The sequence below is a fragment of the Streptomyces sp. NBC_00597 genome, assembly GCF_041431095.1.
In the GTDB taxonomy this organism is placed as follows: domain Bacteria; phylum Actinomycetota; class Actinomycetes; order Streptomycetales; family Streptomycetaceae; genus Streptomyces.
On record NZ_CP107758.1, the window covers coordinates 484387 to 496125 of the forward strand.

The 11739-nt window shown below is 72.4% G+C and carries 8 protein-coding genes; 1 reads left to right on the forward strand and 7 read right to left on the reverse strand.

The annotated features are described in order from the left end of the window. Positions 1-51 precede the first annotated feature (51 nt). The 5 genes from OG974_RS31815 to OG974_RS31835 form a co-directional block, all read right to left on the reverse strand. Positions 52-699, reverse strand: coding sequence for a histidine phosphatase family protein (locus OG974_RS31815; RefSeq protein ID WP_327286358.1), 648 nt, complete (start codon positions 697-699; stop codon positions 52-54). A gap of 154 nt (positions 700-853) precedes the next feature. After that, positions 854-2224, reverse strand: a complete 1371-nt coding sequence (dpgC, locus tag OG974_RS31820; protein WP_327286359.1) for a (3,5-dihydroxyphenyl)acetyl-CoA 1,2-dioxygenase DpgC — start codon at positions 2222-2224, stop codon at positions 854-856. After that, entirely contained in the window at positions 2221-2922 is a 702-nt protein-coding gene (gene dpgB / locus OG974_RS31825) for an enoyl-CoA-hydratase DpgB (RefSeq protein ID WP_329316882.1), read from the reverse strand. The genes dpgC and dpgB overlap by 4 nt, the downstream gene beginning before the upstream one ends. Positions 2923-2945: 23 nt before the next feature. After that, positions 2946-4094 (reverse strand): 3,5-dihydroxyphenylacetyl-CoA synthase DpgA, encoded by a 1149-nt coding sequence (dpgA, locus tag OG974_RS31830; RefSeq protein ID WP_331735243.1) that lies wholly within the window; start codon positions 4092-4094, stop codon positions 2946-2948. A gap of 52 nt (positions 4095-4146) precedes the next feature. After that, positions 4147-5487 carry a PLP-dependent aminotransferase family protein gene (locus OG974_RS31835; protein WP_331730062.1) on the reverse strand — a complete coding sequence of 447 codons (1341 nt, stop codon included), beginning with the start codon at positions 5485-5487 and terminating at the stop codon, positions 4147-4149. Positions 5488-6287: 800 nt separating this feature from the next. Between OG974_RS31835 and OG974_RS31840 the strand changes: the two genes are divergently transcribed. Continuing rightward, positions 6288-9431 (forward strand): BTAD domain-containing putative transcriptional regulator, encoded by a 3144-nt coding sequence (locus tag OG974_RS31840; RefSeq protein WP_371647266.1) that lies wholly within the window; start codon positions 6288-6290, stop codon positions 9429-9431. Between the two features lie 83 nt (positions 9432-9514). On the opposite strand, the gene OG974_RS31845 is transcribed toward OG974_RS31840, so the two are convergent. Further along, positions 9515-10309, reverse strand: coding sequence for an ABC transporter permease (locus OG974_RS31845; RefSeq protein WP_331730067.1), 795 nt, complete (start codon positions 10307-10309; stop codon positions 9515-9517). A gap of 77 nt (positions 10310-10386) precedes the next feature. Continuing rightward, positions 10387-11346 carry an ATP-binding cassette domain-containing protein gene (locus OG974_RS31850; RefSeq protein ID WP_329316890.1) on the reverse strand — a complete coding sequence of 320 codons (960 nt, stop codon included), beginning with the start codon at positions 11344-11346 and terminating at the stop codon, positions 10387-10389. Positions 11347-11739 lie beyond the last annotated feature (393 nt).

Genomic DNA, 11739 nt, shown 5'->3' on the forward strand with positions numbered 1-11739 from the left:
CGCGAAGACGCGAGGACGCGAGACGTCGTGCGTTCGCGCGCGGCCCCGACGTCAGCCCTCGCCGAACTCCGTCTCCTGCGGAGCCCCGGCGTTGCGCACCGACAGCCGCCAACCGGAAGGCTCCTCGCTCAGCACGTGCCAGCGGCAGTTCGACAGGCCGGCCAGAGACATCCAGTCCGCCGGATCCATGCCGAGGACACGGCCGGCCGTCGCCCGGATGGTGCCGCCGTGGCTCACCACGACCAGCGTCCCGCGGTCCGGGAGCCGCTCGGCATGGCGCTCCACGACGGCGGTCGCCCGCTCGGCCACCTCGGTGTCCAGCTCGCCACCCCCACGACGCACGGGCTCACCCCTTCTCCAGGCCTCGTACTCCTCGCCGTACCCGGCCACGATCTCGTCGTGGGTGAGCCCCTGCCACCGACCGGTGTACGCCTCGCGGAGCCCCTCCTCGGGGGTGGCAGCCCGGTGCGTCAGCACGGACAGGTGGCGCGCGGTGGCGGCGGCCCGCTTCAGATCGGAGGTGATGACGGCATCGGGGGCGAAGGCCGCCAGTACCCGTGCGGCGCGCCGCGCCTGCGTCACGCCCTCGGCGTTCAGTTCGATGTCGGTGGTCCCCTGGAAACGCTGTTCCCGGTTCCAGGCGGTCTGGCCGTGACGCCACAGGACGATCCTGCGGCCCCGCGAGCTGGCGGCAACCATGATTCCTCGAAATGTCTCTCTACGTGGGGCCCTGCTGCGAGGGCCGGTGACGGCGGGGGCCGTGCCACGGCCCGGCGAGCGGCGGTGGCACGGCAACCCGCCGGCGCGGACGGCTCCCCGGACGGGGGAGCCGTCCGCGCGGGGCGCGGATGCGTCAGCCCCGGGCCGGGGCAGCCTCCTCGACCGAAGCCCCCGAGAAGCGGCTGACCTTGTCGAGCACGTCGGCGTCGTACAGCCGCAGGGCCTGCTGGAGCGCGAACTCGGCCATGTAGGAACGGAACTGCTCGACCGGCTCCTCGGCCAGGTTGAGCATGCGCCGGTTCGCGAGGACGGCAGTGCCGCGAAGCCGCTCCGCGCTTTCGGCCACGGCCGCGTCCAGCGCGGCCGGCTCGTGCACCTCGTCGACGAGCAGCCGGGCCGCCGGCTCGCTCGCGTGGACGCGCCGCCCCTCCAGGATGACCTGCCGGGCCAGCCGGGGCCCGACCGAACGCGTCAGCCGGAAGTTGGCCACGCCCGGGATGATGCCCTCCTGCGCCGCCGGCAGGCTCACATAGGCGTCCGACGCGGCGATGACGTGGTCGAAGAGCAGGAGCAGCTGGGCGCCGCCGCCGATGGCGAAACCGTCCACGACGGCGACCCACGGCTTGTCGACGGTGGGCCGCCGCCAGTCCGCAGAGCCTTGCGGCCTCACACCCCGGATCAGCTTGTGCAGGTAGCCCAGCTCACGCCGCAGCAGGAAGTCCACGAGCGAGATGCCGCCGCCGTGCAGCGCCTTGAGGTTGATGCCGGCGCTGAAGACCCGCCGACCGCGGTAGCGGGGATGCGACATGACGCCGCCCCGCAGCACGCCGACCTCGGTGGCCGGGTCCAGGAGCACCAGGTCGACCGCCGTGTCCATGTCGGCGACCTGCTGGTCGTCCTCCGCGTTCAGGGAGTCCTCGCGACACATGGTCAGATGGGTGACCGCACCGCGGCGTTCCACCGTCACGGACCGCAACCGGACCGTTCCGGTGCGGGTGAACTCCGGCAGCAGCGCGAGGGCGGCAGGAGTGGGCTGCAGCATCGCGTCGAGGAGGTGCGCCCCGGCCGTGGGGGAGCGCAGCACACGGCTGAAGAAGATCCCCTGGTCGATCTCGTGGCCCTCTTTGTGCGACTGGGCCCGGGTGCGCTCGGCGGCCAGCTGCTCCACGGTCGGCACGAGTCCGGGAAAGCGCACCGCGGCCTCCCGGACCAGCTCGGCGATCCGCAGGTGACGGGACCGGTGATCCGTGAGCTCGTCGTACACCGCCTCCGCGTGGGCGTCCATGAACGCCGCACGCAGGGCCCTGGCGGCGTCGACCGCCGCGGCGGCCTCGGCACGCTGCTCCGGCGACCGGTCCGCCGGCTCGCCGAGGTCGGCGAGCAGGGCCGAGGTGGCCGCGGCCGCGCGTGCCAGCGCGAGCCGGGCCGAGTCGAGATCGGCAGGAAGGGCGGGAGCGGCCGCGGCTCCGGCGTGCGTGCGGGCCACGACGTGGTCGACGGTCATGCGGCCGCCTCGGCGGCGGCCGACTGCAGCAAAGCCCGGTCGCACGCGGCGAGATGGGCGCCGAGTGCCTCCTCGAAGCTGGTCGTCGCGGCGTCGAAGAGCAGCTGGCGTCGGATGGCCAGCTCGGATCCCCGCACGGAGGCGGTCGACGCGACGGCCGCCGCCAGCGCCGCTTCGACGTCGTCCGCCACGACGTCGACCAACTGGAGGGCCACGGCCTCCTGCGCACCGATCGCCGTGCCGAAGAGGACGGCACGGCGGACCGCGGCGGCACCGGCGTGGGACCTGCCGAGCCGGTACAACGTCATGCCCGGCCAGGTCGTCCCGTTCTCGACCGGCATCACCAGGCTCGCGGCGCCGTCGGCGATGCGGCGGTCCGTGCACAGGAGGAGGTCGAGCGCGAGACCGCCGCACGGCCCCTCGGCCGTCGCGAAGGTCGCCGCCGGCAGGCGTTCGAACCGGCGCAGCGCCCGCTCCCACTTGCTCACCAGGGAGACCGTCGCCCCGTCGGCCTGCGGCACTGCGGGGACGCCCGAGAGCCGGACGGTCAGGTGGCCGGCGGTGCGCCCGTCCTCGGCAGCGTCGCAGGCCGCGTTGACGGCGGCGACGGCGGCGGAGGACAAGGGCAGGCGGCCGTCGAGGGTCAGGGTCGCGGTGGCGGCGTCGTACGCCGCGGAGATCGTGCCTGTTTCGGTCATGGTTTCCTTCACCTGCTCCTCATTCACCATTGAACGAGTGCCGTTTCGATGGTGGAGCCCGGCCCCATCGTCATCAGGACGCCGTACTCGCCGGGTGCGGCCACGCCTTCCCTGAGCAGCCGCTCGTAGGAGAACAGGAACGAGCCGCTGGAGAGATTGCCGTAGTCGCGCAGGACTCCGGTCGTGTGCCGCACGTCGTGGCGCGTGAGACCCAGGTTGATCCGTACCGCGTCGATGACCTTCTTGCCGCCGGAGTGCACCAGCCAGTGGCCGATGTCGGAACGGCGCAGGCCGGCCGGGGCCAGCAGACGGTCGACCACTTGCTCCGCGTGAGCGCCCACGACGTAGGGCACCTGCGGGTCCAGGTAGAAGCTGAACTTGCCCTGCGCGTCGCTCCAGTCGTACCGCATGGCGTCGATCGCGTCGGTGATCAGGTGGCTGGAGAAGCCCAGGATCCGCGGACCGTGGAACCCGCGGTGCGCGCCGACGGGCGGCGGGGGCTGCGACGGATCGGCGACCAGGGCGACGGCGGCGGCGCCGTCCCCGAAGAGACTGTTGACGACGGCGGTCCGCATCGTGTCGTCGATGACGTAGGCGGCGGAGCAGGCCTCCACGCACAGCATGACGGCCACCTGGCCCGGATGCGCCGTGGCCCAACCAGCCGTCGCCTGAAGGGCGTTGAGGCCGGCGTTGCAGCCCATGCCCACGACGTCCACGCGGCTCGTCTGCGGGCGCAGCCCCAGGGAGCGGATCAGCAGGGCGCTCAGGCCGGGAGTCAGGAAGCCCGTGGTGGTCGTCACGCACAGGTAGTCGATGTCGTGCGGGTCGATGCCCGTGTTGGCCAGGCACTTGCGGATCGCCCTGGCCCCCATGTCGAGGGCGAGCCTCTTGTGCTTGTCGAGGAGTTCACCCTGGACCTCGGAGCGGAGCGCGCCGTGCGGGTCGCGCGGAGGCAGGGAGAGGAAGCGTCTTTCGATGGCGCTGTTGAGGAAGACGGACCGGACCTTGGGGTCCGATATCTCGAACAGGTCGAGGATTTCCTGCTGGGTGTACGACGTCCCCGAAACGGCCGTCGCGACGCCCGCGATCCGCGGGGCGGTCAGTGCCGGGCCGGGGGAGGGTATCGGCGGTTCGAGGAGTTCGGCGTACCGGGGGTTCATCGCGGTGGTCATCGGAAGGTCCACCCCCACATGCGCGGCTTGCTGCGTATCAGTGCCTGTGTGTTCAACAACGTGTCGGTTTCCTCGTGGGCTGTGACGGGTCATGGGCAGCGGTCTCATCCCTGATGAAACGTGCCAGACGCCCGACCCCGTCGGCGATCTCGGATCGGGTCAGGTAGCTGATGGACAGACGGATGCTGTTGGCTCCGCCGCCCTGGGGATAGAAGTAGGACATGGGCGTCCAGATGACGCCGAACTCCTCCGCCGAACGTTCCAGCGCGGCGTTGTCCGCGCGGAACGGGACGTCCACGGTCAGGAAGAAGCCGCCGGTGGGCCGGTTCCAGCGCACGCCGAGTGCCGCGCGCTCCTCCTCGGGAAAGGCCCCGTCCAGTTCCCGCAGGACGGCCTGCATCGCATCGCCGTAGTAGCGGGAGGTCTCGACGTTGATGTCGGCGGTGCGGCCGTCGGCCGCCAGTAGCATCCCGCCCACGGCAGCCTGGCCGAGTGCGGACGTGTTCACCGACACCATGCTCTTGATCTTGGTGATCTCGTCCACCAGCAGACCGGTGGTGCCGTCTCGGTCGACGACGACCTGGTCCGCGACGGCGAAGCCCACCCGTGCGCCCGGGAAGAGCGTCTTGGAGTACGAGCCGAGGTGGACGACGCGGCGGTCACGGTCGAGGGACTTGAGCGTGGGGAGCTGCCGGCCCGGGCTGACCATCCGGTACGGGCTGTCCTCCAGCAGGAGGAAGTCTTCTCGGGCGGCGAGTTCGAGGAGCCCCCTGCGCGCTTCCGCGGAGAGGGTGACACCGGACGGATTCGAATGGTCGGGGACCACGTAGAGCGCCCTCGGGCGCCGTCCCCGGGCCCGCTCGGCCCGGATCGCGGCCTCCACGTCGTCGCAGTGCAGGCCGTCGGCCCGCTCCTCCACGGGAGTGAGGGCGATGTCGAGCAGCCGTGCGGCGCCGGTGATGCCCACGTAGCAGGGGCTCGCCACCAGGAGCACGTCGTCCCGGCTCGCCATGAGGGCGCGCAGGGTCAGGAGCATGGCCTCCTGGCAGCCGACGGTGACGACGATGGCCTCGGGCGGCACGTCGATGTCCTCGTCCTTGCGGAGCGAGTCGGCGATCAGTTCCCGGATCTGGCCGTGGGTCGGTCCGTACTGGAAGACCGCATCGCGTATCTCGCCGGGCGTGTACCCGGTCTTCGCCAGGTGGTCCAGGTAGCGGCGGATGTGCTCGAAGATCTCTTCCGTGTCGAAGAATCCGTCGTACGGGCGGCCGGGAGCGAAGGAAACCGCCTCCGGGTAGCGGTGCGTGATCCCGTTGAGGAAGTTCATCGTGTCGAGAACCGGATCGGAGACGCTGGCGTGCAGCTCCTCCTTTAACAGATGGTTGGCTGCCACGTAGGCACCTCCCGCAGGCAGACCATGGATCGGCCGCCCGCCTGTGATCTCGTAGGAACAAGATTTTTTGGCAGGCTATCAGCAGGTCATCCGGCGGCATAGAGCCGTCTGATCATGGTGGAGCGCCGATCGTGCCGAACGCGTCCCACCCGTCCGCCCCTCACGACGGCTCCCGTGGACCGTCCTCAACTCCACTATTCCGTGTGGCACTTGGGGTCGCGGCGCCGCAGAGGGTCACTCAGACGGCTGTACCGGCAACAGAGCCGATGCCGCGCCGGTCACCACCGGCTGTCAGAGAAGTGGGCGGGGTCGCTGCCGGCGGCGGCGGTCACGCTCGACGACCCGCTCGGCGACGGACCTTCCGGTCCACGCCCCCGTTCGGCGGCCGCACAGCCACCCAGCATCGGCCGCACCTCGGCCCCGATGCTCCGACGGCCGGCGGGGCAGGCCGCACGTGAAGCCCGACAGCTCCGCGGCCGATGAGGCATACGGCAACGGTCCCGATCGACCGAGATCGCACCCCGACACCGCTTCACCTGCCCACCCCGCGGCGGCCGCGCCTCGGCGGCACGGCGCCGTCCGGCTCAAGTGGTCCGGACCGTAGTCGTCGGGGCGCACTCGACGCGCGCAGGTCCGCACGCGCACCCCTCACCCGAGCCGTTCACCGCCGGACGCCGACGAAGACGTCGCAGGTCGCAGGCCGGAGGCCCTTTACCGGAGCGGCCAAGTGGGTGATGCTGACGCGGCGTTGGAAGAATGATCGACACGGGGGCCCGGTCGGTCCGAAGGGGGAGACCGCCGTGGTGCGCGTACAGCTGCTGGGACCGGTTCGGGTGTACGACGAGGACGCAACGCCCGTCGAAGTGGGCGGCGTGCGGCTGCGCATGCTCCTCGCCAGGCTCGCCCTCGGCGGGGGCCGCGCCGTCTCCGCCGACGCGCTCGTCGACGGGCTGTGGGGGCAAGAGCCGCCCGCCGACGCCGCCAACGCGTTGCAGGCCCTGGCGTCCCGCCTGCGCAAACCGCTACGGGGCTCCGCGGCCGTGGAATCCGCGTCCGGCGGGTACCGGCTCTCGCTGCGGCCCGAGGACGTGGACGTCCACCGCTTCGAGGAGCTGGCCGCCCGGGGCAGACGGGAACTGGCGGCAGGTCGCGCCGACGAGGCGGCCGGGCTGCTCGCGAAGGCGCTCGGCCTGTGGCAGGGCGACGCCCTGGCCGACGTACTCGACGCCCCGTTCGCGCAGCCCGTCGCGACCCGGCTCCAGAGCCTGCGGACCGCGGCCGCCGAGGACCGCTGGGACTCCGAACTCCAGCGCGGACGGTACGGCGAGGTGTTGCCCGACCTCGAAGCGGCGGGTGCCGAGAGGCCGTTGAGCGAGCGGGTCGCCGGGCTGCGGATGCGGGCGCTGTCCGCGGCCGGCCGCCAGTCCGACGCCCTCGCGGTGTACGAGGCGATACGGGAGCGGCTCGGCGACGAACTCGGGGTCGACCCGTCGGCCGAGCTGCGCGAGACGCACCTCGCGCTGCTGCGGGGCGAGCTGAAGGCGCCCCGCGAGCGCGCCGAGCCGGCCGTGAGCCGCCTCCCGGCACGCCTCACCAGCTTCGTAGGCCGCGACGGCGAACTGGACCTCGTCGCACAACACCTTGCCCGGGGCCGGCTCGTCACCATCGTCGGCGGCGGAGGCGCCGGCAAGACCCGGCTCTCCCTGGAGGCCGCCACCCGGGACCGCGCCCACGCGCGCGGCCGTGTCTGGTTCGTCCCGCTCGCCGGTGTCAGCGCACCGGACCAGCTGGCCGACGCGGTGCTCGGCGCCCTCGGCTCCACGGACGGCGCCCTCTACGAAGCCGGCCAGGGGCAGCGGACCACCCCCGCCGAACGCATCGCCGGGCTCCTCGGCAGCAGTGACGCCCTGCTCCTCCTCGACAACTGCGAGCACCTCGTCGAGGCCGCCGCGGAACTGGCCACGGCGCTCCTGCACCAGCTTCCCGAGCTGCGGATCCTGGCCACCAGCCGCGAGGCCCTCGCCATCACCGGCGAGTCCCTGTGCCACCTCGGTCCCCTCGACGTTCCCACGGGGTCACCGGAGCCCGCCGAAGCGGCGCAGTCGCCCGCCGTGCGCCTCTTCACCGACCGGGCCGCTGGGGTCCGGCCGGACTTCACGCTCGACGACCTCACCCTCGACGCCGTGGTCGAGGTGTGCCGACGCCTCGACGGGATGCCGCTGGCCCTCGAACTGGCCGCGGCGAAGCTCCGCTCGATGAGCGTCGAGCAGGTCGCCCGACGCCTCGACGACCGCTTCCGGCTCCTCGCCTCCGGCAGCCGCACGGCCCTGCCCCGCCAGCGCACCCTGCTCGCGCTCGTCGAGTGGAGCTGGGACCTGCTCGACGAACCCGAGCGGATCCTCGCCCGCAGGATGTCCGTGTTCCCGGGCGGCGCCACCGTCCCCGCCCTCGAAGCGGTCTGCGCGGACGCGTCGCTGCCGGCAGCCGACGTTCCGTACGTCCTGGACGCCCTCGTCGAGAAGTCGCTGGTCGACACCGCCGACGAGGGGACGGGCGAGCCGCGCTACCGGATGTTGGAGACGGTACGCGCCTACGCGGCGCGGCAGCTCGCCGACACCGAGTCCGGGGACGCCGTCACCCAGCGCTACGCCGCGTACTTCCTGGCCCTTGCGGAGGCGTACGAACCGCGCCTGCGCACCCGCGAACAGCTGCGCGCGATCGAGGTCTTCGACGCCGAGCACGACAACCTCGTGCTCGCGCTGCGCTCGGTCGCCGACGCCCCCGACGAGGGCCTGGCCGCACGCTTCACCAGCGCGATGTTCTGGTACTGGGGGATCAGGGGGATGAGCACCCGACTCGACGGCTGCCTGGCACGGCAGCCCGGGCCGGATCCCGTACCGGCCCGGGCCGGGAGCGAACACGGCGACGCCCCGGGCGAATCGGCGATGGCGCGCGAGTTCCACCCGGCCCAGCTGCTCCTGCGGATGTCCCGGGCCTCCCTCCCCGCGGGCGTACCGGGGCCGGGCACGGCCGCCGACCAGGACCCCTTGGACTCGCCCGATCCGTGGACGCGGGCCAGCGCCCACCTGGCACGCGACTTCGCCCTCACCGAGCAGGGCGACATGGTCACCGGTGCCCGATCCCGTACCGAGGCGCTGCGCGGCTTCGAGGAGGTGGGCGACCGCTGGGGGCTCGTCATGAGCCTGCTCCCGATCGGCCGGGACCACTCGCTGCGCGGCGAGTACCCCGAGGCCATCGCCACCTTCGAGCGGACCGTGGTGCTCAGTTCCGAACTCGGCACCGAGGACTACCTGTACCTCAGCAAGGCCAGGCTCGCCCGTGAGCGCAGGCGCAGCGGAGACTTGGAGGGCGCCTTCCGCGACCTGTACGCCGCGTACGAGCAGGCCCGCTCGCGCGGACAGCTCCGCATGGAGGCCAACATCCTCGTCGGCCTGGCGAACGTCCACCGCAGGGCCGGCGACCTCGCCCGGTCCCATGCGACCCTGGACCGGCTGGAGGCTCTGAGCGTCCGGCGTCCCTCCCTGCGGGAGCTGGCCCGCGACCTGATCATCAGCACCCGCATCGAGAACCTGCTGGCCGAGGAGGACACGGTGCGGGCCAGGGCCCTTCTCCCCGAGGCTGCCGGCGCCCTGCTCGGCCAGGGGGCGGGCGCCGCGCTCGCCTGGGTGGCCGAGCTGCTGGGCGGGATCCGCACGCTGGAGGGGTCCCCCGAGGACGGCGCCAGATCGCTCGGCATGAGCCAGGTGATGCGCGGCGCCTTCGACCGGGGCGAGCCGGAGTGGCGCGAGCTGATCGACCGGATCGTGGTGGTGCTGGGCGAGGACGGCTTCGCGCGGATGTTCGAGGAGGGGGCCTCGTACTCCCGGAAGGACGCACTGCGATGGCTGGAGGCGGAGGCCCTGCGGACGGTGTCACGCATCTGATGGACGTGCGGGGTCGTGCGAAAGCCGGGCGGGGCCCGCACCGTGGGTGCGGACCCCGCCCGGCGGGTCGTGCCGCCGCCGGGTCAGGCGGCGCTCTTGCGGTAGGCGTGCATGGCGAGCGGGAAGAAGACCGCGATCACGCCGGCCATCCAGGCCAGGGTGGCGAGCAGGGAGCCGGCGACCGGGCCGCCGTTGAGCAGGCCGCGGACGCTTTCGGCGACCAGGGAGACGGGGTTGACGTCGGACCAGGCCCGCAGCCAGCCGGCCATGCCGTCCCGGGGGATGAAGACGTTGCTGGCGAAGGTGAGCGGCAGGATCAGGATGGTCATCAGGCCGTGCACGGAGGCCGGGTTCTTGATCAGCATCCCGAGGTACACCGAGATCCACGAGAAGCTGAGGGCGAAGCCGATGAGCAGGGCGAGTGCGGCCAGCGTGGCCACCGGCCCGGTCTGGACGCGGTAGCCCATGACCAGGGCGAGGACGGCCAGGGCCCCCAGGCAGACCACGTAGCGGACGATGTCGGCGAGGACGGCGCCGATCAGCGGGCTGGAGCGGGCGATCGGCATGCTGCGGAACCGGTCGAAGATCCCGGTGCTGGCGTCGGCGCTGAGCGAGGCGCCGACGCCGATGCTGGCCTGGAAGACGGCCATGACCATCACTCCGGGAGCGACGAGCTGCAGGTAGCCGTCGGTGTCGCCGCCCGACATGGCGTCCCCGAAGAGGTAGACGAACATCAGCAGGCTGATGATCGGTGTGAGGACCACGTCGACCAGCTGCATCGGCGACTTCATGAACTTGGTGACGCCGCGGCCGGCGAGGGCGATGCTGTGCTGGGTGGTCTGCGCGAGGCCGGTACGGCTGGTGAGCTGGGTGGTCATGACGGGTCCTCCGAGAAGTCTGTGCGATACGGGCGGAGCGGGGCGGGAACGGTCGGCACGGTGCGTGAGCGGGCTGCTCAGACGGTGACGGGCTGGTCGCTGCCCACGGCGGGAGCGTGTCCGGTCAGCGCGAGGAAGACCTCGTCCAGACTGGGCAGTCGCAGGCCGAGCTCGTCGGCGGTGATGCCGGCGCCGTCGAGGCGGCGGGCGACCGCGGCGACGACCAGCGGCTCATCGGCCGGCACCGTGAGCACCCCGGACTGCTGCGCGGGCGTGTGCCCGGTCAGTTCGGCGAGCATCCCGGCGACCCACGGCACATCGGCGGCCAGCGTGGGCCGGATCTGGAGGATCTGGCCGCCGACGCGGCGCTTGAGCTCACCGGGCCGGCCTTCGGCGACCTTGCGACCCTTGTCGAAGACGGTTATGGAGTCGGCGAGCTGATCGGCCTCCTCCAGGTACTGGGTGGTGAGCAGCACCGTGGAGCCGTCGGCGACCAACTGCCGCACGACGTCCCAGACCTCCTGGCGGGCGTGCGGGTCCAGGCCGGTGGTGGGCTCGTCCAGGAAGAGCACCTGGGGCCGGCCGACCAGGGAGGCGGCGAGGTCCAGCCTCCGCCGCATACCGCCGGAGAAGGTGGAGATCGGCTTGCGGGCCGCCTCGGTGAGCGAGAAGTCCTCAAGGAGCTGGGCCGCCCGAGCCTTCGCACCGCGCCGGTCCAGGCCGAGCAGCCTCCCGATGAGCACCAGGTTCTCGGTGCCGGACAGGGTCTCGTCCACGGAAGCGTACTGCCCGGTCAGCCCGATCAACTGCCGCACCTTGACGGGGTCCTTGACGATGTCGTGGCCGCCGATGGTGGCACGTCCCCCGTCGGGGCGCATCAGCGTGGCGAGGATGCGCACGGTGGTGGTCTTGCCGGCGCCGTTCGGCCCGAGGACTCCGACGACCTTGCCGGCCGGAACCTCAAGGTCCACGCCGTCCAGGGCGGTGAAGTCGCCGTACTTCTTGACCAGTCCCTCGGCCCGGATCGCGTACGTCATGGTGAACATCCCCTCGTCAGGTCTTCGTCGTGCTCGATGACCTGAGGTTCGCGGCCCCGGCTGACAACCCCCGGCCAGCCCGCTGACAGCCTCCCGGGCGCCCCGTCAGCGGCTGTCAGCGCCCCCGCACGGATCTGTCGACGGGCCGGACCCGTGCCGCGCATGCGCCACGTCCGAGCCTGGCGTCGAACCCGCACTGGACGACGACGGAGAGGGGGATTCGACGGACTCGACACCCGCAGCGCATCGGCAACGGCCGCGCCGCATCGCGCCGCGCACGCCGGACAAACGAGCGGGCCGAGGGGCGGAGGGAAGCGGGGCGGGACCGGCCCCCGCCCCCGGCCGGGTCAGCGCAGCGGGCAGACGCCCGGACCCGTCGGGGCCAGCCCGCCA

Excerpts from the sequence above, each read along its gene's own strand:
- OG974_RS31815 (WP_327286358.1), bottom strand. The coding sequence starts at position 699 with ATGGTTGCCGCCAGCTCGCGGGGCCGCAGGATCGTCCTGTGGCGTCAC.
- dpgA (WP_331735243.1), bottom strand. The coding sequence starts at position 4,094 with ATGACCACCGCGATGAACCCCCGGTACGCCGAACTCCTCGAACCGCCG.
- dpgC (WP_327286359.1), bottom strand. The coding sequence starts at position 2,224 with ATGACCGTCGACCACGTCGTGGCCCGCACGCACGCCGGAGCCGCGGCC.
- dpgB (WP_329316882.1), bottom strand. The coding sequence starts at position 2,922 with ATGACCGAAACAGGCACGATCTCCGCGGCGTACGACGCCGCCACCGCG.
- OG974_RS31845 (WP_331730067.1), bottom strand. The coding sequence starts at position 10,309 with ATGACCACCCAGCTCACCAGCCGTACCGGCCTCGCGCAGACCACCCAG.
- OG974_RS31850 (WP_329316890.1), bottom strand. The coding sequence starts at position 11,346 with ATGACGTACGCGATCCGGGCCGAGGGACTGGTCAAGAAGTACGGCGAC.